18 protein-coding genes are annotated in these 22,075 nt (G+C 59.5%); 11 read left to right on the top strand and 7 right to left on the bottom strand.

Annotated features, from left to right (window positions below; genetic code table 11):
* Positions 1-15: 15 nt before the first annotated feature.
* Positions 16-1,143 (bottom strand): branched-chain amino acid ABC transporter substrate-binding protein, encoded by a 1,128-nt coding sequence (locus J2X66_RS08610; RefSeq protein WP_027925627.1) that lies wholly within the window; start codon positions 1,141-1,143, stop codon positions 16-18.
* A 350-nt stretch (positions 1,144-1,493) separates the two neighbouring features.
* On the opposite strand from J2X66_RS08610, the gene J2X66_RS08605 reads away from it, so the two are divergent.
* Positions 1,494-1,799 (top strand): DUF2288 domain-containing protein, encoded by a 306-nt coding sequence (locus J2X66_RS08605; protein ID WP_310263201.1) that lies wholly within the window; start codon positions 1,494-1,496, stop codon positions 1,797-1,799.
* 295 nt (positions 1,800-2,094) lie between these two features.
* Here J2X66_RS08605 and J2X66_RS08600 read toward each other — a convergent pair whose 3' ends face one another.
* On the bottom strand, positions 2,095-4,296 hold the full coding sequence (locus tag J2X66_RS08600; RefSeq protein WP_310263199.1) for a hypothetical protein: 2,202 nt from the start codon (positions 4,294-4,296) through the stop codon (positions 2,095-2,097).
* A 196-nt stretch (positions 4,297-4,492) separates the two neighbouring features.
* Between J2X66_RS08600 and J2X66_RS08595 the strand changes: the two genes are divergently transcribed.
* Positions 4,493-5,389: an NAD(P)-dependent oxidoreductase gene (locus tag J2X66_RS08595; RefSeq protein ID WP_310263197.1), complete on the top strand. Its 897-nt coding sequence runs from the start codon at positions 4,493-4,495 to the stop codon at positions 5,387-5,389.
* Here the strand turns inward: J2X66_RS08595 and J2X66_RS08590 are convergent.
* Both J2X66_RS08590 and J2X66_RS08585 read right to left on the bottom strand, forming a co-directional pair.
* Entirely contained in the window at positions 5,280-7,562 is a 2,283-nt protein-coding gene (locus J2X66_RS08590) for a bifunctional diguanylate cyclase/phosphodiesterase (RefSeq protein WP_310263195.1), read from the bottom strand. The two genes, J2X66_RS08595 and J2X66_RS08590, sit on opposite strands and share 110 nt — an antisense overlap.
* A 148-nt stretch (positions 7,563-7,710) precedes the next feature.
* Positions 7,711-8,076 (bottom strand): YkgJ family cysteine cluster protein, encoded by a 366-nt coding sequence (locus J2X66_RS08585; protein WP_027925623.1) that lies wholly within the window; start codon positions 8,074-8,076, stop codon positions 7,711-7,713.
* A gap of 290 nt (positions 8,077-8,366) precedes the next feature.
* Between J2X66_RS08585 and J2X66_RS08580 the strand changes: the two genes are divergently transcribed.
* Entirely contained in the window at positions 8,367-9,716 is a 1,350-nt protein-coding gene (locus tag J2X66_RS08580) for an MFS transporter (RefSeq protein ID WP_310263192.1), read from the top strand.
* 90 nt (positions 9,717-9,806) lie between these two features.
* Here J2X66_RS08580 and rapA read toward each other — a convergent pair whose 3' ends face one another.
* Entirely contained in the window at positions 9,807-12,653 is a 2,847-nt protein-coding gene (gene rapA, locus J2X66_RS08575; RefSeq protein WP_310263190.1) for an RNA polymerase-associated protein RapA, read from the bottom strand.
* Between the two features lie 218 nt (positions 12,654-12,871).
* On the opposite strand from rapA, the gene J2X66_RS08570 reads away from it, so the two are divergent.
* The 3 genes from J2X66_RS08570 (at position 12,872) to ccoM (ending at position 13,692) form a co-directional block, all read left to right on the top strand.
* The gene (locus J2X66_RS08570) at positions 12,872-13,213 is read left to right on the top strand and encodes an aspartate-semialdehyde dehydrogenase (RefSeq protein WP_310263188.1); all 342 of its coding nucleotides are present in this window, start codon (positions 12,872-12,874) and stop codon (positions 13,211-13,213) included.
* 59 nt (positions 13,214-13,272) lie between these two features.
* Positions 13,273-13,434 carry a hypothetical protein gene (locus tag J2X66_RS08565; RefSeq protein ID WP_191624241.1) on the top strand — a complete coding sequence of 54 codons (162 nt, stop codon included), beginning with the start codon at positions 13,273-13,275 and terminating at the stop codon, positions 13,432-13,434.
* 144 nt (positions 13,435-13,578) lie between these two features.
* The gene (gene ccoM, locus J2X66_RS08560; RefSeq protein WP_027925619.1) at positions 13,579-13,692 is read left to right on the top strand and encodes a cytochrome c oxidase subunit CcoM; all 114 of its coding nucleotides are present in this window, start codon (positions 13,579-13,581) and stop codon (positions 13,690-13,692) included.
* A gap of 203 nt (positions 13,693-13,895) precedes the next feature.
* Here ccoM and J2X66_RS08555 read toward each other — a convergent pair whose 3' ends face one another.
* Both J2X66_RS08555 and J2X66_RS08550 read right to left on the bottom strand, forming a co-directional pair.
* A complete protein-coding gene (locus tag J2X66_RS08555; protein WP_310263183.1) occupies positions 13,896-15,371 on the bottom strand; it encodes an inorganic phosphate transporter in 1,476 nt (491 codons plus the stop codon).
* Positions 15,372-15,748: 377 nt separating this feature from the next.
* On the bottom strand, positions 15,749-15,949 hold the full coding sequence (locus tag J2X66_RS08550; protein ID WP_007935837.1) for a hypothetical protein: 201 nt from the start codon (positions 15,947-15,949) through the stop codon (positions 15,749-15,751).
* Positions 15,950-16,623: 674 nt separating this feature from the next.
* Between J2X66_RS08550 and pcaR the strand changes: the two genes are divergently transcribed.
* The 5 genes from pcaR to pcaF all read left to right on the top strand — a co-directional run bounded on the left by pcaR (position 16,624) and on the right by pcaF (position 22,064).
* Positions 16,624-17,466 (top strand): pca regulon transcriptional regulator PcaR, encoded by an 843-nt coding sequence (pcaR, locus tag J2X66_RS08545; RefSeq protein WP_027925617.1) that lies wholly within the window; start codon positions 16,624-16,626, stop codon positions 17,464-17,466.
* 142 nt (positions 17,467-17,608) lie between these two features.
* Entirely contained in the window at positions 17,609-18,955 is a 1,347-nt protein-coding gene (locus J2X66_RS08540) for an MFS transporter (RefSeq protein ID WP_310263180.1), read from the top strand.
* Between the two features lie 270 nt (positions 18,956-19,225).
* On the top strand, positions 19,226-20,083 hold the full coding sequence (locus J2X66_RS08535; protein WP_059181506.1) for a CoA transferase subunit A: 858 nt from the start codon (positions 19,226-19,228) through the stop codon (positions 20,081-20,083).
* Positions 20,083-20,862, top strand: coding sequence for a CoA-transferase subunit beta (locus J2X66_RS08530; protein WP_027925614.1), 780 nt, complete (start codon positions 20,083-20,085; stop codon positions 20,860-20,862). The genes J2X66_RS08535 and J2X66_RS08530 overlap by 1 nt, the downstream gene beginning before the upstream one ends.
* Complete coding sequence (pcaF, locus tag J2X66_RS08525; RefSeq protein WP_310264156.1) at positions 20,859-22,064, top strand: 3-oxoadipyl-CoA thiolase; 1,206 nt, start codon at positions 20,859-20,861, stop codon at positions 22,062-22,064. The genes J2X66_RS08530 and pcaF overlap by 4 nt, the downstream gene beginning before the upstream one ends.
* Positions 22,065-22,075 lie beyond the last annotated feature (11 nt).

Below are 22,075 nucleotides of genomic sequence, written 5' to 3'. Positions count from 1 at the left end.
CAGTCAGGCAAGGCCTTACTGAGGCGAAGCTTCAGTTTTTGGTTTGCCGAAGTGCCACTCGTAAACCACAAATTTGAAGTCTTTCAAGTCGCCCTTGGCGTCGAACTGCAGATCGCCAGTCGGGGTCTTGAAGGTGCCAGCGTGGATAGCAGCAGCCACTTTGGCAGTGTCTTCGCTCTTGGCGGCTTCGATACCACCGGCAATGACTTCCACAGCCGAGTAGGCCGGGAACACGAACGGACCGCTCGGGTCTTCTTTCTTCGCCTTGAACGCATCAGCCAGGGCAACGTTGGCCGGATCCTGGTCGAAGGATTTCGGCAGGGTTACCAGCAGACCTTCGGAAGCGTCTTTGGCAATCTGCGAAATGGAGTCGTTACCCACGCCTTCCGGACCCATGAACTTGGCTTTCAGGCCTTTTTCCTGGGATTGACGCAGGATCAGACCCAGCTCCGGGTGGTAGCCGCCGTAGTAGACGAAGTCGACGTTGGCTTGCTTGAGCTTGGCGATGATCGAGGAGAAGTCCTTGTCGCCGGCGTTGATGCCTTCGAACACGGCAACCTTGACGTTTTTGCCTTCCAGGGTTTTCTTCACGGCGGTGGCGATGCCTTCACCGTATTGCTGTTTGTCGTGCAGAACAGCAACGATTTTCGGTTTGACGTGATCGGCAATGTAGTTACCGGCGGCAGGGCCCTGGGCGCTGTCCAGACCGATGGTACGGAATACCATTTTGTAACCACGAGCGGTGATGTCCGGGCTGGTGGCAGCCGGGGTGATCATGATCACGCCTTCGTCTTCGTAGATGTCCGAAGCCGGTTGAGTGGAGCTGGAGCACAGGTGACCGACCACGAACTTGACGCCGTCGTTGACGACCTTGTTCGCGACCGCTACCGCTTGTTTTGGATCACAGGCGTCATCGTATTCAACGGCTTCGAGTTTCTTGCCGTCTACGCCGCCTTTGGCGTTGATCTGTTCGATGGCCATTTTGGCGCCACTGAACTGCATGTCGCCGTATTGGGCTACAGGACCGGTCTTAGGGCCGGCAATGCCGATCTTGATGGTGTCAGCTGCGAACGAATGGCTGGCAACCCCGGCCAGAACCATAGCGGCAAACAGTTTGGAAATCTGCTTAGTAGCCTTAGTCATAGTGCTCCACTCTTACTGTTGTAGTTTTTATAGTCCTGGCGCCGTAGCAGCAGAACCGGGTCAGATATCTTCGATATCCTCCGGAAAATGCCCCCGACAACTGTACCGGTACAGTGTAGAGCGCCAATTGTTAGCCTGGGAAGCTGGCGCCGGGGGGCAAAACCTGAGGGTGTCGCTATTTTGAAAGAAAAAGACAGAATTGCGGCGGGATGTTAGCTGGCTAATTGCTTGATTCAGCGGCATTCCCTGGCTTTCCTGCTCTTTTCAATCGGTGACTCAATTGCAACCGGGTTTTTCTGGCGGACCACCGACGTTATCATTCGCGTCGATTTCTTTTCCGGACAGGCCCCATGACTCAAGAACCTAGCACCCTCTATGCCAAGCTGCTTGGTGAAACCGCATCTATTACCTGGAAAGAGTTGGAGCCGTTCTTCGCCAGGGGTGCCCTATTGTGGGTCGATCCGGGTCTGGATTTGATTGCCGCCGCCGAAGCCGTGGCTACTGACGAAGGGAAGAAAGTGGCTGCCTGGCTGGCCGCCGACCAAGTGGCCAAGCTGTCTGAAACGCGGGCGCTGGATCTTTTCGAGCGCGACCCGGAGTTGTGGGCGGTGGTTGTTTCGCCGTGGATTCTGATCCAGGAAAGGGCGACGAGCTGAATCGCTGCGCCTTATTGGTGCGTCGCGCGGGCGAGCAAAAGTGTGTAGGTGAGTAGCGTGATGGCACGTTGCCGTAGAGAAAGGCCACAGGCGTGGCCAGCATCACGGTGACGTAAACGTAACGGGAACAGTTTGTCGGGCAGCCTGAGGGCTGCTTAATTGTTTCTGGATGTTGGAAAGACTGATATTTTCAGCGGATTTGAGGGGCTCATCGCGAGCAGGCTCACTCCTAGAGGGGAACGCATTCCACATGTAGGAGTGAGCCTGCTCGCGATGGCGGCAACCTGGTCTGGCGTCAGACCGAGAAAGTCTTGCCAGTATGGTTATTCAGCGAAATAACCTTGGTCTTGCCAATGCGGTGACGGTAGATCTCACGCAGGTACTTGATCGCCTTCTTCACGCAATCACGCGACAGACGAATGTCGTTGATCGAGACAAACTTGTCCTTGTCGTTGATCAGCTCGCGGTACTTCTTCTCGTACATCGGTTTGATCGCGTACCAGTTGGTATCGAGGATCTTCGCCGGGTTCTCGAATTCGTTGAGCAAGTCGTCGATCCGGCCTTCGTCGAATTCTTCATTGATGATGAAGTCGAGGATCGAGTTGTCCAGCGTCTCGTCGAAGCGGTACGGATTCTTCGCGAAGCAGCGCTTGATGAACGCGACGATCAACGTCAGGAAGTCGTCCGACAGGCACGGGCTCTTGGCGATCAGGGTGGTCAGCGACAAGTTGGCCGAGGCGCCGATCACCAGCGCGTAGCGCTTGAGCGTGGTGTTCGGGAACAGGCTGTTGAGGTGGGTCTTCAACCGGTTCAAGTCCATGTAGGACAGCTTGTAGTCTTTCGGCAAGGAAACAATCGACACCACCGACGAGCAGTTCTTGAAGAAGTGCAGGTCGTGCAGCGCGGCGGCGTCGTAACCGGAATTCTTGTACTGCTCAAGCGAGGCACGATAGCGCTTGGACTCGATCGGCAGCAGGCTGATGCCTTCAATTGCCTGGGTCACTTTGTTGAAGTGCGGCAGGTCGATGGAGCGGAAGAACAAATCATCGATGTTCAGACGCTGTGGTTCTTTCTCGAACACCTTGAACTTGTCACTGCTTGGTGGCGGGGTTTCCGGCACCACGGACTCGGCGTAGGCAATCGCCACCGGACCGGCCAGGCTCATGAACAGGTCGTTGGCGTCGAGGCGAATGGTTTCGCCGATGTCGATGCCGGCGCGACGGAAGTAATTCTGGTCGTAATCGGTCGTGACCGCCTGCGCCGTCAGAATGTTGAAGATCTGCTGCGAGATGTACTGGTTGGCGTGTTTTTCCATCGCATTGACGTCAATGTTCTGGATGTTGCCGTCATCGCTTTCTTCGGCATAACGCATGATGTCGTTGGAGATCAGCATCATGGCGTTCCATGGGCGGATACGGCCCATGACGCTGGCTTCGCTGCTGTCTTCGTTGGCGAAGTTGTAGGAGAAGTCCCACTCTTCAGACAGGTATTTACACAGCAGGCGACCGGCGTTGATGTGCAGCGCCTCGGACATTTCGCTGCGGTGATCGGAAATGTTCGGCAGCACGCAAATGCCGCTGGTGAAAATCGGCTCGAAGACAAAGGAATGACCGCTCTTGCCGTCATGTTCGTCCATCGGCTTGGTGTCGAACGTCTTGTTCATGTACGAGTGCTGCTGGGCCAGGCCGAATTCCGAGGCCATGCCCGAGCCGGTACCACCGCCGGCGCTGAAGATCGAGAAATACAGGCGCGACTGGTTGGCCTTGATCCCGCAGCTGTCGATCAGGTACGAGTGAATCATCTTCCAGTCAGGGCTGGAGAAACGCTGGGTGTCCTTGTTCAGGATGATCTTGGCCAGGTACTGACCGAGGATCGGCGCGTTGCCGGCACCACCGGCGTGGACTTCCGACAAGTCCATGATTTTCATTTTGCTGTAGTCGCGCAGGAAGCCGCTTTTTTCGCCCTTGCGCGAGAAACGGATGCGACCGGCAATGTCTTTGTCCAGGTCCCCAAGCATCACCAGCGGTTCCACCAGGAACACCGGTTTGGCGCCCTTGTTGGTGCCCAGGCGCAGGTTGTTACGAATCCATTGGGCCGGGCTGTAGCCCTTTTCCGCAAAGCGTTTGTCCGGAGACAGACGGTCTTCGTTGTTGAATTCGTTGAGGTAGAACTTGCGGGCGTTGTACACCAGCTCCGCGACGTCCAGGGCAATGTTCGAGCCGCAACGACCGAGACCGATCAGGCACACCGACGGGAATTCCTGATCGTTGTGCTGTTCGCTGACGCCTTCCAGGTGGGGCGGGCGCGGGAACACCATATCGCGCAGACCATCGAGGTTATCGAGGATGCGGTCGGTATTGGTTTCAGTGAAATACAGGTATTGCTGAGTGGCCAGCGGGCGCGCCGGGGTCAATGGCTTCGACGATGAGGGGCTGTTCGCCGCGGGGCTCAGAGTCAGATCGGAGACCGTCGTGGCCGGGTTATTTTTAGAAGTCATTGGGCGCCATCTACCTGGACTGGTTGGCTGAGCGACAACTGTCGTCAAACCTTCACGGAATGGGATCTCGCGTCTTGTTTTTGCGCGTATTTGGCCAAAGTCTCAGGGACTCGCCTGAGCAACAATGGGTGGAATCCTTTCCTTAGTCATGATGGATCGGCCAATATTTGGCGATCTTTAATCAAAAGGAGGCTAAATGATGTCAACGCTACCTTCGTTGGGGTTCGCCGGGATCGGTCTGATGGGCTTGCCAATGTGCCGGCGGCTGTTGGCGGCGGGCTATCCGTTGACCGTGTGGAACCGCAACCCGGCCAAGTGCGCGCCGCTGGTCGAGGCCGGCGCCCGACAAGTGGCAACCCCTGCTGAGCTGTGTCAGTACGCCGACATCGTCATGCTGTGCCTGGCGGATACCGCGGTGGTGCGTGAGGTGGTGTTTGGCCCGGCTGGCGTGGCCTCGGGGGCGAAAAGTGCGCAGTTGCTGGTGGACTTTTCCAGCCTGGAGCCCGGTGCTACACGAGAAATGGCCAAACAGCTGATCGACAGCACCGGGATGAGTTGGCTGGATACACCGGTGTCCGGCGGCGTGGTCGGTGCCGAGGCCGGCAGCCTGGCGATCATGGTGGGCGGCGAAGCGGAGGATTTACAGCGAGTGCATTCGGTACTGTTGACCCTGGGCCAGCGTGTCACCCACATGGGCGGCATCGGGGCCGGCCAGGTGACCAAGGTGTGCAATCAGATGATCGTGGCGTGCAATGCACTGGTGATCGCCGAAGTCGTGGCGCTGGCCGAGTCTTCCGGGGTCGACGCCCGTTTGATCGCTGAGGCCCTGGCCGGTGGTTTTGCCGATTCAAAACCGCTGCAGATCCTCGCCCCGCAAATGGCCGAGAGCCAGTTCGAACCGGTGAAATGGCATGTGCGCACGCTGCTCAAGGACCTCGACACCGCCGTGAAATTTTCCCGCGAACAGGGTTCGGCGACCCCCCTCAGCGGATTGGCTGCGCAACTGATGCGCCTGCATGGGCGCCAGGGATTCCTGGAAAAAGATCCATCGACGTTAGTGCAGATGTACCGCGAGCCAGGCTCAGAGGTGTGACGTTGCACGAATGCTTGCGCTGGTTGATTTCGTTCAACACCGGACGCAACTCAGCCAGTGGCACCGGGCGACTGAGCAGGTAGCCCTGAACAAAGTCGCAGCCCAGGCGTTCGAGAAAATCGTACTGCTCAAAGGTTTCGACGCCTTCGGTGACCACCTGCAAATGCAGGCTGTGGGCCATGACGATAATGGCCTGGACGATTTCCATGTCCTGGGTCGCTTTGGGAATGTCCTGGATAAACGAGCGGTCGATTTTCAGCGTGTTCAGCGGAAGGCGCTTGAGGTAGGCCAGGGACGAATAACCGGTGCCGAAGTCATCGATCGACAAGGAGACCCCGAGGGCACGAATCTGCCGTAGCAGCACCAGCGTGTTGGCGAGGTTGCCCATCAGCGCATTTTCGGTGACTTCCAGCTCCAGCCGTTGCGGCGCGACCCCGGAGGCGTGCAGCGCGAGTTCGATTTCGTCGGCCAGCTCTTCACGCGCAAGGTTCAGCGGTGAGCAATTGACCGCGATCTTCAGTTCTTCGCAACCGTGCCGGGACAATTCACCCAGGTCTTCGCAGGCTTTGCGCAGCACCCAGTTGTCGAGCTCATGGATCAGGCCATTGGCCTCGGCAATGGCAATAAACCGATCAGGCGCCAGCAAGCCATGAACCGGGTGTTGCCAGCGAACCAGTGCTTCGAGCTTACTGACCTGGCCGGTTTTCAGGTCGAAGATCGGCTGGTAATACAGCATCAATTCATTGTCTTTACGCAGGGCGTGCCGCAGTTCTTCTTCGAGTTGCAGCTCCATCGTGGCGCGGGTCTTGAGGTTGGAGCTGAAAAAATTCAGGCCGTTGCGACCTGCGTCCTTGGACTGGTACAGCGCCAGGTCGGCGTTCTTCAGCAGTTCTTCACAGGTCTTGCCGTCCTGCGGGAACAGGCTGATACCGATACTGGTGGTCATGACCATGTTACGACCGGAGAGCTCGATGGGCTCCTTCATTTTCAGCATGATGCGCTGGGCCATGTGCTGCGCTTCTTCGGGGTCATTGAGGCCGATGAGGATGCAGAACTCGTCCCCGCCAAATCGGGCCACGACATCCTTGTGGCTGCGCACCGAGCTTTTGATATGGCCGGCCAGCACCTTGAGCAGTTCATCGCCAGCGTCATGGCCAAGGCTGTCGTTGATGCGCTTGAAGTGGTCGATGTCGAGGAACATCACCGCCAGCATGCCCCCTTCGTTGGTCTTCTCGATCAGTTTCTCGGCGAATATCTGATTGAAGCCACGACGGTTGATCAGGTTGGTCAAGGGGTCGTAGTGCGCCACTTGTTGCAGCGACAGGCGCGCCTGATCCAGTTGGCTGAGCAGCGAGTTGACCCGTTGCAGATCGCGCTCCTTGTGTTGCAGTTTTTTGTCCGCCAGTGCCGCGCTGATGCTGCTGCCGATGATCAGCAGCGTGATGACCGCCACCGTCAGCGCCAGTTGCAGGTGGCTGTGTTCGCTGACCGGCGCCAGGACGCTACTGCTGGGCATCACCAGATTGAAGGCGGCCATCCCGGTGAAATACATGCTCAGGATGCCGGCCCCGAGGAGGAGGCTGGCGCTGTACTTGAGCAGTTGGTGAAACATCCCGGTGCCGTCACGCAGATAGCGCGACAGCAGCAGTGCCGCGAGGCTGGCGCCAATCGCGATGGCGATGGACAAGGCAAACAACGCCGGCTGGTAGTAGACCGTGGCACTCGATTGCATCGACGCCATGCCCACGTAATGCATGGCGGTAATCCCCAGACCGACCCACACCGAGGCCTTGAGGCAATGCCGGACATTCAGGTCGGGGAAGCTGAGGGTGTGCATCACCAGCCAGGCCGCGCACAGGGCGATTGCCAGTGAAATCAGGGTGACGGGGAGTTGGTAGTGAATGTCGACAGGTGCCTGGAACGCCAGCATGCCGATAAAGTGCATGGCCCAGATTCCGCCTGCCAGGCACCCACTGCCGACCCAGCGCCAAAGCCTTTGCGAAGCCGGACTTTCCGCATGCGCCACACGCTCTGCCATATCCAGCGTGGCAAAGCAGCCAGCACACGCCACGACATAAGCCAGCAGCACCAGAAAAGGGTCATGCGTGCAATTGAGTATGAATTGCCCGCTCGCTGTCAGCTCGGTAATGAAATGCAGACCAAGCCACTCCATAGCACGCCCCGTCGTTGTCATCCCGGCCGGCGCAATGAACGCCAGCGAATGTCATCGAGTATAGAGGCCGTGTCTGGAGTGCAAGGGGTGATGTCAAAATGGTTCCATATGATTTTGGCATCATGGTAATCGCCTTTGGTGCTAAGCCTCAGGCGCTTTGTTCAAAGGGGATTTCGTACGCCGGTTGCAGGGCTGGAAGGCCGAATGCTGCCCGGGCCGCGTCGCAATCCACGTTCGCTTCGCCATTTTCCCAAGACGCCTCAAACTCCCGGCAGGTGCTGGAACGCTCGTTGTAAATCGAGCATTTGACCTCGCTGCCGACGGTCCCCTCCAGGCTGATGCAGCGGGTGGGTTTGCAGTCGGTGCCGAGCATCGCCACGCGACTGGGGCTGATCGACGCGACCAGCTCATCCGGCACAGTGCCCCCGGACGAGGCGCATTCGCCCCAGAAAAAAGACACACGGAAATGGGAACAGCAGGCACCGCAATTCAGACACGGACTGACTTCGGACATGGTCGATGATCTACGCAGGAGGGGTACGCAGGGGAGCGGACAGGGGCGCTATTCTAGGCTTCGCAACGGGCTTTGGAAGGGGGTGTGAAAGGTATTTTTCAGCGACGGACGGTGCCGTGAAAATAGCGGCCGGATCCCCGTGAATCCTGGGCCTGGCGGTCATCCCGCCTACGTGAATGCGATGGCCTGATATCAGCCTTGCAAATAATGACAGACAGTGTGGGTGGGCCTGTCTAGATTGACGGTTCCGGGGACAGTGAGGCCCCAATAACAATAAAAGAGACGGACCCATGCAGAACTCGACCCAAGCGGCGAATGCCTGGCGCATTCTGTTCCTGTTGTTCCTGGCCAATCTGTTCAATTTCTTCGATCGCACCATTCCCGCCATCATCATTGAACCGATCCGCATGGAGTGGCACCTCAGCGACTTTCAACTGGGGATCGTCGGCACCGCTTTCACCCTGGTTTACGCGATTGCCGGCCTGCCGTTGGGGCGGATGGCCGATACCGGTTCGCGCAGCAAGTTGATGGGCTGGGGCCTGGCGGTCTGGAGCGGGCTGACCGCGGTCAACGGGCTGGTGGGCAGTTTCTGGAGTTTCCTGATCGTGCGCATGGGCATCGGCATCGGTGAAGCCAGTTACGCACCCGCCGCCAACTCGCTGATCGGCGACCTGTTCCCGGCGCATCGCCGGGCGCGGGCGATGGGCATCTTCATGCTGGGTCTGCCGCTGGGGCTGTTGCTGGCGTTCTTCACTATCGGAGCGATGGTCAAGGCGTTCGACAGCTGGCGCGCGCCGTTCTTTATCGCGGCGGTGCCGGGGCTGGTCCTGGCGATCTTCATGTTCTTCATCAAGGAACCAAAACGCGGTGCAGCTGAAACTGTGCAGGTGTCCCAGGAACGCGTCGACCGGCCGATCCGCCGGGTGCTGGCGGTGCCGACGTTCCTGTGGCTGGTGATGGCGGGGTTGTGCTTCAACTTCGCGACCTATGCCTGCAACTCATTCCTGGTGCCGATGCTGCAGCGCTACTTCCTGATGCCGTTGCAGGAGGCTGCGGTGGCCACGGGCGTCATTGTCGGTGTCACCGGTTTGTTTGGCCTGACGCTTGGCGGTTGGGTCGCTGACAAGATTCACCAGCGAGTGGCCAACGGGCGGCTGTTGTTTGCGGCGTTCAGTCTGATTATCTCGACTGTCTGCACGGCGTGGGCGCTGCACGCCGGACGTATCGAAATTGGCGTGTTCGTGGCGGTCTTCAGTGTGGGCTGGTTGTTTGCCTATAACTTCTATACCTGCGTCTACACCGCGATTCAGGACGTGGTCGAGCCGCGTTTGCGCGCGACGGCGATGGCGTTGTTCTTTGCCGGGCTGTATTTGCTGGGCGGTGGACTCGGGCCGGTGGTGGTGGGCGGTTTGTCTGACCACTTTGCGCACACGGCAATGCTGGCGGCCGGTGCCGAGCAGATGACCGAGGCGTTCAAGGCAGTCGGGCTGCATGACGCGATGTACCTGATCCCGGTGGCGCTGTTCTTCACCATGGTGTTTCTGTTTATGGCATCGCGGTGTTTTGTGCGGGATGCGAAGCGGATGAAGGAAGGGTTGGTGGCGGTGGTTGAGCCTGTGGGTTCTGCGGCGACTGCTTAACCGCTTTCGCGAGCAGCACAGAAACAATCAACCAGACAAAAAAGGCCCGCATCACTGCGGGCCTTTTGTTTTAGCGGGACAGAGGGGGGATTAACCCGCCACCAACACCCGAATCGCTTCCAGTCGCAGCGCAGCCTTTTCAAGCATGGCCAACCCTTGCTCGCGCTGTTTGCGCAGGGCAACCAGTTCGCTGTCGCGCACGGTCGGGTTCACGGCTTGCAATGCGGTCAGGCGCGCCAGTTCTTCGTCGGTATCCGCCGCCAGACGACGCTGCGCCTCGGCCACACGCTCGGCATGACGCGGCAGGATCTTCTCTTCGCCAGCGTTGATCCGTGGCGTCAGCTGATCACGCTGAGCCTGGATGAACTTGTTGGCGCTGGCGCGCGGCACGCTTTCCAGCTGATCGTTCAAGGTCTCGAACGACACGCGGGCCGACAGGTCATTGCCGTTGGCATCGAGCAGGCAGCGCAGGGCGGCCGGCGGCAGGTAACGGCCCAGTTGCAGCGAGCGCGGGGCAACCACTTCGCTGACGTAGAGCAGTTCCAGCAACACAGTGCCAGGCTTGAGCGCCTTGTTCTTGATCAGCGCGACGGCGGTATTGCCCATCGAGCCGGACAGGACCAGGTCCATGCCGCCCTGCACCATCGGGTGTTCCCAGGTGATGAACTGCATGTCTTCGCGAGACAGCGCCTGGTTGCGGTCGTAGGTGATGGTCACGCCTTCGTCGTCGCCCAGCGGGAAGCTGGCGTCGAGCATTTTTTCGCTCGGCTTGAGGATCAGGGCATTTTCCGAATGGTCTTCGCTGTCGATGCCAAAGGCGTCGAACAGGGTTTCCATGTAGATCGGCAGGGTGAACTGATCGTCCTGCTCAAGAATGTCTTCGACCAGCGCATCGCCTTCGCCCGCGCCGCCGGAGTTGAGCTCCAGCAAGCGGTCACGGCCGGTGTGCAAGTCGGCTTCCAGACGCTCACGCTCGGTGCGGGCTTCGTCGATCAGCGCTTGCCACTCGCCGTCGTCGGCCTCTTCCAGCAGCGGCAGCAGGCGCGGGCCGAACTGATGCTGCAGGGCGTTGCCGGTCGGGCAGGTATTGAGGAATGCGTTCAGCGCTTCGTGGTACCACTGGAACAGACGCTCTTGCGGGCTGGTTTCCAGGTACGGCACGTGCAGCTCGATGATGTGCTTCTGGCCGATCCGGTCCAGACGCCCGATACGCTGCTCCAGCAGGTCCGGGTGTGCCGGCAGATCGAACAGCACCAAGTGGTGCGAGAACTGGAAGTTGCGACCTTCACTGCCGATTTCCGAGCAGATCAGCACTTGTGCACCGAATTCTTCGTCGGCGAAGTAAGCGGCGGCGCGGTCACGCTCGAGGATGTTCATGCCTTCATGGAACACCGTGGCGGGGATGCCGGAACGCACGCGCAGGGCGTCTTCCAGGTCCATGGCGGTTTCGGCGTGGGCGCAGATCACCAGCACTTTGGTGCGCTTGAGCATCTTCAGGGTGTCGATCAGCCACTCGACGCGGGGGTCGAATTTCCACCAGCGTTCTTCTTCGTTGGCGTCCGGCTGGGCCTGGAAGCTGACTTCCGGGTACAACTCGGCGTGATCGCCCAGCGGCAGTTCGAGGTATTCGTCCGGGCATGGCAGCGGGTACGGGTGCAGTTTGCGCTCCGGGAAACCCTGCACGGCGGCGCGAGTGTTGCGGAACAGCACGCGGCCGGTGCCGTGGCGGTCCAGCAGTTCACGCACGAGGCGCGCGCTGGCTTCGGTGTCGCCGTCGTTCACGGCGGTCAACAGGGCTTCGCCTTCGTTGCCGAGGAAACCGTGAATGGTCTTGTGCGCTTCAGGCGACAGGCGCCCCTTGTCCAGCAGCTCCTGAACGGCTTCGGCCACCGGGCGATAGTTTTCGCTCTCGGCGCGGAAGGCGGCCAGGTCATGGAAACGGTTCGGGTCGAGCAGGCGCAGACGAGCGAAGTGGCTGTCCTGGCCCAGTTGTTCCGGGGTCGCGGTCAGCAGCAGTACGCCGGGGATGGTCTCGGCGAGTTGTTCGACCAGGGTGTATTCCGCGCTGGCCTTGTCTTCGTGCCACACCAGGTGGTGCGCTTCGTCGACGACCATCAGGTCCCAACCGGCGGCAAACAGCGCGTCCTGGGCCTTTTCGTCTTCGACCAGCCACTCCAGTGCAACCAGTGCGAGCTGGGTGTCTTCGAAGGGGTTGGTGGCATCGCTTTCGATGAAGCGTTCTTCGTCGAACAGCGCGACTTGCAGGTTGAAGCGGCGGCGCATCTCGACCAGCCACTGGTGCTGCAGGTTCTCGGGAACCAGGATCAGCACGCGGTTGGCGCGGCCCGAGAGCAGTTGGCGATGGATCACCAGACCGGCTTCGATGGTTTTACCCAGGCCTACTTCGTCCGCCAGCAGAACGCGCGGCGCAATACGGTCGGCGACTTCGCGGGCAATGTGCAACTGGTGCGCGATCGGTTGGGCGCGCACGCCACCGAGGCCCCACAGTGCGGACTGCAACTGGCGGCTGGTGTGTTCCAGGGTGTTGTAACGCAAGGAAAACCAGGCCAGCGGGTCGATCTGCCCGGCGAACAGACGGTCGCTGGCCAGACGGAACTGAATGAAGTTCGACAGCTGGGTTTCCGGCAGCGTGACGCTTTCGTTCTGCGCGTTGAGACCGTGGTAGACCAGCAGGCCATCGACGTCGTCGACTTCCTGGACCGTCAGCTTCCAGCCTTCGAAGTGAGTGATCGAGTCACCGGGCGAAAACCGCACGCGGGTGAGGGGCGCATTCCGTAGCGCGTACTGGCGAGTCTCGCCAGTGGCCGGGTAGAGCACGGTCAACAAGCGGCCGTCCTGTGCCAGAACGGTGCCTAAACCCAGCTCGGCTTCGCTGTCACTGATCCAGCGTTGCCCCGGTTGATACTGCTGCGCCATGCTGCCTGACTCCCACCTTGAAAAAGCGGGCTATCTTAACGGAAGGAGGCCCTCAGGGCCAAAGGACTCTCATAAAAACTCGCAGTCTTACGTTAGCCCAATGAAGTCATGCTTGCCGGTCAGGGCACTGATGAGTGCCAAACGGGTCACAGTTTGCGACCGATGGCTCAAGTCGCCATCTGCGCAGCCGACAGCCTGCTGACAGGAGACTAAAAATTATGCTGCTACCGATGCTCCCCTTGAGTGCCGTGCCAATCACCTCACAGCACGACCCGATCCGCCAGCGTCCGGATATTCCGCCAGTGGTGCCGGTGCAGGAAAGCTCGAACGAAAGCACGATCGACCTGCAGCAGCGCGATCCCGAGGAAGCGGCTTTTCAGCTGCGCGAGGAACAACGCCGCAAGCTGGAGCGCGAGCGTCGCCGCCGCGAGGCCGATGAAGACCCCGAGGAGCACCTGGCCATTCCCGGTGACGAACTGAATGCCGACAACACCGTGCCGGTGGCCCCGTTGATAGAAGATCAGCCGCGTCAGGGCTTGTGGGTCGATATTCAGATTTGAGTTGTGGCGGGTCAGACCGCATTATTGCGATATACCCGTCAAACGATGCACCGAGCACCATGAGCCAAGACGATAAGCTGATTGATCTCAACTCTGAACGCGCCAAGCGGGTTCACGACCTTAATGAAAAACGTCTGAATGAAGTTCGACAGGCGTTTGAGCAGGCAATGCCTTTGGGCAAAGCCAGGAAAAAACCGAAGAACAAACCGAAAAAGCGTTGAGTCCCCCTGCATCTGTTGATGCAGGTCAGTTATTACCCCGCCTTTACGCCCGGTCTCGGGCGACATTGATCCAGGTCAATTTTCTCTTCTGCCTGTTTGGTTAACTTAGCCCTATCGCAACAGGGCAAGCCCAGGAGGCCAGTCATGTTTTTCGACAACGTGGTGATCGCCGGAGTGCTGACTGTCAGCCTCATGGTCATGTTTTTCGCAGGGTTTGGATTTTTTATCTGGAAGGATTCGCACAAGCGTAAACCGTAGTTCTTTCCGGATGTAATGAGCACGCAAGGCATTTTGGGCAACTTCGGTTGCCCTTTTTTTTTGTTTGCGATTTCTTGAGGATGTATGGAGATCAAATGTGGGAGCGGGCTTGCTCCCACATTAAATTTGTGGTGTTTGGAAGATCGTGGGCATGAAAAAGGCGCGGCTCTTACGAGGCGCGCCTTTTTCGTTGCAACGATGTATCAGCTACCCAGCGCCTTCGACGCCAGCCAGAACAGGCCGGCCGACAGGCCCACCGTCGCAGGCAGGGTCAGGACCCAGGCCAGCAGGATGGTTTTCACCGTGCCGCCTTGCAGGCCACTTTTGTTCGCGACCATGGTCCCGGCCACGCCCGAGGACAGTACGTGCGTGGTGGAGACCGGCAGGCTGAAGATGTTCGCCAGGCCGATCATGCACGCGGTGGTGATCTGCGCCGACATGCCTTGGGCGTAAGTCATGCCTTGCTTGCCGATCTTCTCGCCAATGGTCAGTACCACGCGTTTCCAGCCGACCATGGTGCCCAGGCCCAGTGCCAGCGCGACCGCCAGAATCACCCAGAACGGCGCGTATTCGGTGGTGGTGGTCAGGTCTTTGCGCAGTTTGTCCAGGTCAGCCTTTTCACGGGCATTGAGGCCAGGCAACTTGCCGACTTTCTTCGCCGTGTCATCCAGGCAGAGCAGGTAGCGACGCACTTCGATGCGGCTTTCCGACGACAACGAGTGGTAGTCCGATACACCTTTAAGGGTGCCGAGCAGGGCGGTGATGGTCGGTTCGGTCTGTTGCGGGTTGCAACGGAATTTCTCCGGCAGATCACCTTCGATGCTTTTGCCCAGCGCCAGGTATTCACCCAGAGTGTCGGCGTTGCGCTTGTAGAACTGGCTCAGGTGCAGGGTCGCATCGCGAGTCCGTTCGATCTGGTACGTCGTGCTGCTCAGGTCGAGTACGAACTGCGCCGGCACGATACCAATCAGCACCAGCATGATCAGGCCGATACCTTTCTGACCATCGTTGGAGCCGTGCACGAAGCTCACGGCCATGGCCGAGATCACCAGGACCAGACGGTTCCAGAACGGTGGGTGCTTCTTGTCATCGAGCTTGCGGCGCTGATCCGGTGTCTTGTGCATCTTTGACAGTGGACGCCACCATTTAAGGCCGATCAACACCAGTGCCGCGACGAGGAAGCCGGCCATTGGCGAGAACACCAGGGAGGCACCGATGTCGATTGCCTTCTGCCAGTTCACGCCATCGGCCAACGGAATGTCGTTGATCAAGGCGTTGGCCAGGCCGACACCGAGGATCGAACCGATCAGGGTGTGGGAGCTGGAGGCCGGGATACCGAAGTACCAGGTGCCCAGGTTCCAGGTGATGGCGGCAGCAAGCAGCGAGAACACCATGGCCAGTCCGTGACCGGTGTTCACATTGATCAGCAGTTCTACCGGCAGCAGATGGACGATGGCATACGCCACGCCAACACCGCCCAGCAGCACGCCGAGGAAGTTGAACACCCCGGAAAAGAACACCGCCAGATGAGGCGGCATGGCTTTGGTGTAGATAACAGTGGCCACCGCGTTTGCGGTGTCATGAAAGCCGTTGATGAACTCGAAGGCGAGGACAAAGGCCAGGGCGAGCAAGAGGCTCACAAGCACCCAAGCATCCAGTCCGCTGAATAAATCGATCATGAAGGTTTTCTGACCCGGTCGTAAGGGGGCGCGATTATGCCAGAAAAGACTGGTAATCAATGCACTTGCTGCTCATCGGTAACATTCTTCAACGAAATAATTGGCGAGGGATGCCAATCTCCCAGCGTTTTACCGGGATTTGCAAGTCATTGAATTCTTTGTAAAAGACCGCAGGCACAAGGGTTTCTCTCGTGTAGTCGAGAGGCTTGAACGCTTGTGTGAAATATCTGAGAAAAGGGTCAGAAACGAGCCATTTGCCTCATCCGAGGGGTGAGGAGGCCGCTGCCCGCTTGTAGCGGGCACGAAAGGCTTGATCGATGCCACCCGCTTTTAGCGGGAGCAGACGCAGACCCCTGAAAGAATTCGGGCCGAGGCGGTCAAGGCTCTTCGGCTTTGAGTTCCTTTTCCATCTTCTGCAGTTCTTGGGTGAACGCCTGGTCCTGAACGGTGGCGCGTTTACGCCAGGGTTTACGTTCCGGTTCGGGCTGGGCGGCGTAGGTGGTGACTTCCCCGCCGTAAACTTCCTTGTAACGTTGTTCCTGGCGCTCAAGTTCCGCGCGCAGTTCGTCTTTCGTCACAGTGCTACCTGTATGAGTTGGGATAATTTCCGGTGAAACGCACTGCATCGAGTCGATTGACCACGCACGTGGAAAGGGTAATGCCCGGGAAGGCAACCTTTTGACGGCATGTGAACAATACTTCCATGTTGCAGGCGGCCACGACACCAGAGAAAAACAGCTGACGCAGCATCAGGTTCCTTTTTCAGCGAGCGCATTGGCGGAGCATATGAAATGAGCGTCAGGCGCTTGCTGCGGGCAACGACGATGGGACATCGCGCTGCCGGGTGACGGAGTCGGTGGATAAAAAACCGTTTCGCCACTGAATTCCATTATAGCGGTCGATTCGAAGAACACTATCACCGAGGCGTTAAAAGTAGTTCGCCATGTGTGATTGTTTTGTTACTGACAAGTGTTAACGGCAACTAGGAGGCCGATGATGTCATTGTGCAGCGTTGTCTTTCTGGCGCCATTAAGGCGAACAACTTAAACCCTTTACATCGACCATTCAGAAGTCGACCAGAGAAAAATAAAACGGGCGGTTAATGGCGTGGGTCACATAAGGCCCAGCGTGGCATCGATTGCGATTATCGGCCTGTCGTCCGATAATCGCCCAATCTTGGCGACCCCAGTCTTGTGTGCAAGAGCAGGGGCCGCGTGTAATAGCCGCTGTTCCGCCTCGGAAAGGACCTGTCATGAACGATCAAATGCGCAATTCTTTCACTTCAGTGGCGCCGCCGATCGTCGCCTCACCCGCGAAGCGAATCCAGGCTTTGACCGGCGACCCTGACTTCATGACCTCCCTGGCGCGTGGCCTGGCGGTGGTGCAAGCGTTTCAAGAGCGCAAGCGCCACCTGACAATCGCCCAGATCAGCCACCGCACGGAAATTCCCCGCGCCGCCGTGCGCCGTTGCCTGCACACCCTGATCAAACTTGGCTACGCCACCACCGACGGCCGCACCTATTCGCTGCTGCCCAAAGTGTTGACCCTGGGCCACGCCTATTTGTCTTCGACGCCACTGGCGGTGTCGGCCCAGCCGTACCTGGACCGCATGAGCGAGCAACTGCACGAAGCCTGCAACATGGCCACGCTGGAAGGCGATGACATTTTGTACATCGCGCGCTCGGCGACCACGCAACGGCTGATTTCAGTCGACCTTTCAGTCGGTGGTCGCCTGCCGGCCTATTGCACGTCAATGGGGCGGATTCTTCTCGCCGCGCTGGACGACACGTCGTTGCGTGAATATCTCGATCACGCAGAGTTGCAAGCCAAGACCAGCCGCACCCTGCATACACCCGAGGCGTTGCTCGAATGCCTGCAAGAGGTGCGGCAACAAGGTTGGTGCATCGTCGATCAGGAGCTGGAACAGGGCCTGCGTTCGATTGCTGTGCCGGTGTATGACGCATCCGGTCAGGTGGTGGCCGCCTTGAACGTCAGCACCCACGCTGGCCGTGTCAGTCGCAACGAACTGGAACAACGCTTCCTGCCCGGACTGCTCAGCGCCAGTCGCGACCTCAGCGCACAGCTCTTCGCCTAAGCCTCTTCTATTTAAGCTGTTCGATAAACGCACAGACTCGCGTTTATCGAATTGACGCTCTTTCCCTTGGATCATTACTGTCGCGGCAGCGCCAGCTCAGGCTGGCACCTGTCCGACTGCGTTCTTGCGTGGAATAAAAATAATGAACCAGCCCCAGTCTGCTGTAGGTCACTGCCTCGATGTGCAGTCCTTCATCAATGCTCAACCCATTTCGCGCTATCAGTGGCGAGTGGTGATCCTGTGTTTCCTGATTGTCTTCCTCGATGGCCTCGATACCGCGGCCATGGGCTTTATCGCGCCTGCGTTGTCGCAGGATTGGGGGATCGACCGCGCCAGTCTCGGCCCTGTGATGAGTGCCGCGTTGATCGGCATGGTCTTCGGCGCGCTGGGTTCCGGCCCGTTGGCTGACCGCTTCGGGCGCAAAGTCGTGCTGGTGGGGGCGGTGTTGCTGTTTGGCGCGTTCAGCCTGGCGTCGGCCTACAGCACCAATGTCGATCAATTGCTGGTGCTGCGTTTCCTCACCGGCCTGGGTCTTGGTGCCGGCATGCCGAACGCCACCACCCTGCTGTCGGAATACACCCCGGAGCGCAAGAAATCCCTGCTGGTGACCAGCATGTTCTGCGGCTTCAACCTCGGCATGGCCGGCGGCGGGTTTATCTCGGCCAAGTTGATCCCTGCATTTGGTTGGCACAGTTTGCTGCTGATCGGCGGGATTCTGCCGCTGATCCTTTCGGTCATCCTGCTGTTGTGGCTGCCGGAATCGGCGCGCTACCTCGTAGTCCGCAACCGCGGTACCGACAAAGTGCGCAAGACCCTGGCGCCCATCGACCCGACCATCGTCGCCCAGGCTTCCAGCTTCAGCGTGCCGGAGCAGAAAACCGTGAAGGCGCGCAACGTGTTCGCGGTGATCTTCTCCGGCACCTACAGCACCGGCACCTTGCTGCTGTGGCTGACCTATTTCATGGGCCTGGTGATCGTGTACCTGCTGACCAGTTGGCTGCCGACACTGATGCGCGACAGCGGCGCGAGCATGGAGCAGGCCGCGTTCATTGGCGCACTGTTCCAGTTTGGCGGGGTGCTGAGTGCGGTAGGCGTGGGCTGGGCGATGGACCGGTTCAATCCGCACAAGGTCATCGGCATTTTCTACCTGCTGGCCGGGGTATTTGCCTACGCGGTGGGGCAGAGCCTGGGCAATATCACACTATTGGCGACGTTGGTGCTGGTAGCGGGGATGTGCGTCAACGGTGCGCAATCGGCGATGCCTTCCCTGGCGGCGCGGTTTTATCCGACACAAGGGCGGGCGACCGGGGTGTCATGGATGCTCGGGATTGGCCGGTTTGGTGCGATTCTCGGGGCATGGATGGGCGCGACGTTGCTCGGGCTGGGCTGGAATTTTGAGCAAGTGTTGACGGCGCTGGTGATTCCGGCGGCGTTGGCAACTACGGCGGTGGTGATCAAGGGCATGGTCAGTCATGCGGATGCGACTTGATCGCCTGATCTGGAATCTTCAGCGGCACTGATGGCCTCTTCGCGAGCAGGCTCACTCCTGCAGGTGAGCGCGTTCCCCCTGTGGGAGCGAGCTTGCTCGCGATGCTTTTGATCTTCGATAGGTAGACAACAATCTGTTCGATAAACGAACGCTTAGTCGATTATCGGATTGTTTGGTGTTTTGCACAGGCTTAACCTTCAGTCATTCCGGCGCTGCGCATCGCGCCTTTTTCATCCACTGTCGGTTGATCACAAAACGGGAGCCTGCCCCATGGCTGAAATCCTTTCGCTGCACGACGCGGTGAAGCAATTCGTAAACGACGGCGATACGGTCGCGCTCGAAGGCTTCACCCATCTGATCCCTACGGCGGCGGGTCATGAAATCATTCGTCAGGGCAAGAAAGACCTGACGCTGGTGCGCATGACCCCGGACTTGATCTACGACCAGTTGATCGGCGCCGGTTGTGCTCGCAAATTGATTTTCTCCTGGGGCGGCAACCCGGGTGTGGGTTCGCTGCACCGTCTGCGTGATGCCGTCGAAAAGCAGTGGCCGCATCCACTGGAGATCGAAGAGCACAGCCACGCCGACCTGGCCAATGCCTACGTCGCCGGCGCCTCCGGCCTGCCGTTCGCGGTACTGCGGGCCTACGCCGGTTCCGACCTGCCGAAGGTCAATCCACTGATCAAGACCGTGACCTGCCCGTTCACCGGTGAAGTGTTGGCGGCCGTGCCGTCGGTGCGTCCGGACATCACCGTGATTCACGCGCAGAAGGCTGACCGCAAAGGCAACGTGCTGCTGTGGGGCATTCTTGGTGTGCAGAAAGAAGCCGCACTGGCCGCCAAGCGTTGCATCGTCACCGTCGAAGAAATTGTCGACGACCTCAATGCCCCGATGAATGCCTGCGTCCTGCCAACCTGGGCCTTGAGCGCGGTTTGCCTTGTCCCTGGCGGCGCACATCCGTCCTACGCCCACGGTTACAACGAGCGCGACAACCGTTTCTATCAGGCCTGGGACCCGATCGCCCGCGACCGTGAAACCTTCACCGCGTGGATCAACGAATACATCCACGGCTGCGCTGACTTCAGCGAGTTCCAGGCCAAGCTGGCCGCTGCTTCGGAGGCCAAGTAATGACTTACACCACCAATGAAATGATGACCGTCGCCGCCGCTCGCCGTTTGAAGAACGGTTCGGTGTGTTTCGTCGGCATCGGCCTGCCGTCGAAAGCGGCCAACCTGGCGCGTCTGACTTCCTCGCCGGATGTGGTCCTGATCTACGAATCGGGTCCGATCGGTGCCAAGCCGAGCGTACTGCCGCTGTCGATTGGTGACGGTGAGCTGGCGGAAACCGCCGACACCGTGGTCCCGACCGGCGAGATTTTTCGCTATTGGTTGCAGGGCGGGCGCATCGACGTCGGTTTCCTCGGCGCTGCGCAAGTCGACCGTTTCGGCAACATCAATACCACCGTGGTCGGCGATTACCATGCGCCGAAGGTTCGTCTGCCGGGTGCCGGTGGTGCGCCGGAGATTGCCGGTTCGGCCAAAAGCGTACTGATCATCCTCAAGCAGTCGGCGCGCTCTTTCGTCGACAAGCTCGACTTCATTACCTCGGTCGGCCATGGCGAGGGCGGCGATTCGCGCAAGCGTCTCGGTCTGCCGGGCGCCGGTCCGGTCGGCATCATTACCGACCTGTGCGTCATGGAGCCGGAAGCCGGCACCCATGAATTTGTGGTCACTGCGCTGCACCCCGGCGTGACCCGTGAGCAAGTGGTCGCCGCCACCGGTTGGCCGATTCGTTTTGCCGACACGGTTGAAAACACCGCCGAGCCCACCGACGTCGAACTGACGGCGCTCCGGGACCTTGAAGCCCGCACCGCCGCCGCCCACGGCCAAGCACCCGGAGAAGCCTGATGCGTGACGTTTATATCTGCGACGCCATTCGTACCCCCATCGGCCGTTTCGGCGGCGGTCTGTCGGCCGTTCGCGCTGACGATCTGGCGGCGGTGCCGATCAAGGCGCTGATGGAGCGCAACCCATCGGTGGACTGGACGGCAGTGGACGAGGTGTTCCTCGGCTGCGCCAACCAGGCCGGCGAAGACAACCGTAACGTGGCGCGCATGGCGCTGCTGCTGGCCGGGCTGCCGGAAAGCATTCCCGGCGTCACGCTCAATCGCCTGTGCGCATCGGGCATGGACGCCATCGGCACGGCGTTCCGCGCCATCGCCAGCGGTGAAATGGAGCTGGCGATTGCCGGCGGCGTCGAGTCGATGTCCCGCGCACCGTTCGTGATGGGCAAGGCCGACGCGGCGTTCTCGCGCAACATGAAGCTGGAAGACACCACCATCGGCTGGCGTTTCATCAACCCGTTGATGAAAGCGCAATACGGTGTGGATGCGATGCCGCAGACCGCCGACAACGTGGCCGACGATTACCAAGTGTCCCGCGAGGATCAGGACGCTTTCGCGCTACGCAGCCAGCAGCGCACAGCCGCCGCGCAGGCCGCCGGATTTTTCGCCGAAGAAATCGTCGAAGTGCGGATTGCCCACAAAAAGGGTGAAACGGTCGTGACGCAGGATGAACATCCTCGTGGCGATACCACACTGGAGATGTTGGCCAAACTCAAACCGGTCAATGGCCCGGACAAAACCGTCACCGCCGGCAACGCTTCGGGCGTCAACGACGGTGCGGCGGCACTGATTCTGGCTTCAGCCGACGCCGTGAAAAAACACGGCCTGACTGCCCGCGCCAAAGTGCTGGGCATGGCGAGTGCCGGTGTCGCTCCACGGGTGATGGGCATTGGCCCGGTCCCGGCGGTGCGCAAACTGACCGAGCGTCTGGGCGTGGCGGTCAGCGATTTCGACGTGATCGAACTCAACGAGGCATTCGCCAGCCAAGGTTTGGCGGTGCTGCGTGAACTGGGCATTGCCGACGACGCGGCCCAGGTCAACCCGAACGGTGGCGCCATTGCCTTGGGCCATCCTCTGGGCATGAGCGGTGCGCGCCTGGTCCTGACCGCGTTGCATCAGCTGGAAAAAACCGGTGGCAAGAAAGGCCTGGCGACCATGTGTGTCGGTGTCGGACAAGGTCTGGCCCTGGCGATCGAACGCGTCTGACACGCAGCGTC

The sequence above is a fragment of the Pseudomonas sp. 3296 genome (genome assembly GCF_031456615.1).
Classification (GTDB): Bacteria; Pseudomonadota; Gammaproteobacteria; order Pseudomonadales; family Pseudomonadaceae; genus Aquipseudomonas; species Aquipseudomonas mucoides.
The sequence above is the reverse complement of the archived record's forward strand: the minus strand, read 5'-3'. Positions and strand labels throughout refer to the sequence as shown.

What these genes read in the sequence shown, in the direction of transcription:
- J2X66_RS08610 (WP_027925627.1), bottom strand. Translation starts at nt 1,143, where the DNA reads ATGACTAAGGCTACTAAGCAGATTTCCAAACTGTTTGCCGCTATGGTT.
- J2X66_RS08605 (WP_310263201.1), top strand. Translation starts at nt 1,494, where the DNA reads ATGACTCAAGAACCTAGCACCCTCTATGCCAAGCTGCTTGGTGAAACC.
- J2X66_RS08600 (WP_310263199.1), bottom strand. Translation starts at nt 4,296, where the DNA reads ATGACTTCTAAAAATAACCCGGCCACGACGGTCTCCGATCTGACTCTG.
- J2X66_RS08595 (WP_310263197.1), top strand. Translation starts at nt 4,493, where the DNA reads ATGATGTCAACGCTACCTTCGTTGGGGTTCGCCGGGATCGGTCTGATG.
- J2X66_RS08590 (WP_310263195.1), bottom strand. Translation starts at nt 7,562, where the DNA reads ATGGAGTGGCTTGGTCTGCATTTCATTACCGAGCTGACAGCGAGCGGG.
- J2X66_RS08585 (WP_027925623.1), bottom strand. Translation starts at nt 8,076, where the DNA reads ATGTCCGAAGTCAGTCCGTGTCTGAATTGCGGTGCCTGCTGTTCCCAT.
- J2X66_RS08580 (WP_310263192.1), top strand. Translation starts at nt 8,367, where the DNA reads ATGCAGAACTCGACCCAAGCGGCGAATGCCTGGCGCATTCTGTTCCTG.
- rapA (WP_310263190.1), bottom strand. Translation starts at nt 12,653, where the DNA reads ATGGCGCAGCAGTATCAACCGGGGCAACGCTGGATCAGTGACAGCGAA.
- J2X66_RS08570 (WP_310263188.1), top strand. Translation starts at nt 12,872, where the DNA reads ATGCTGCTACCGATGCTCCCCTTGAGTGCCGTGCCAATCACCTCACAG.
- J2X66_RS08565 (WP_191624241.1), top strand. Translation starts at nt 13,273, where the DNA reads ATGAGCCAAGACGATAAGCTGATTGATCTCAACTCTGAACGCGCCAAG.
- ccoM (WP_027925619.1), top strand. Translation starts at nt 13,579, where the DNA reads ATGTTTTTCGACAACGTGGTGATCGCCGGAGTGCTGACTGTCAGCCTC.
- J2X66_RS08555 (WP_310263183.1), bottom strand. Translation starts at nt 15,371, where the DNA reads ATGATCGATTTATTCAGCGGACTGGATGCTTGGGTGCTTGTGAGCCTC.
- pcaR (WP_027925617.1), top strand. Translation starts at nt 16,624, where the DNA reads ATGAACGATCAAATGCGCAATTCTTTCACTTCAGTGGCGCCGCCGATC.
- J2X66_RS08540 (WP_310263180.1), top strand. Translation starts at nt 17,609, where the DNA reads ATGAACCAGCCCCAGTCTGCTGTAGGTCACTGCCTCGATGTGCAGTCC.
- J2X66_RS08535 (WP_059181506.1), top strand. Translation starts at nt 19,226, where the DNA reads ATGGCTGAAATCCTTTCGCTGCACGACGCGGTGAAGCAATTCGTAAAC.
- J2X66_RS08530 (WP_027925614.1), top strand. Translation starts at nt 20,083, where the DNA reads ATGACTTACACCACCAATGAAATGATGACCGTCGCCGCCGCTCGCCGT.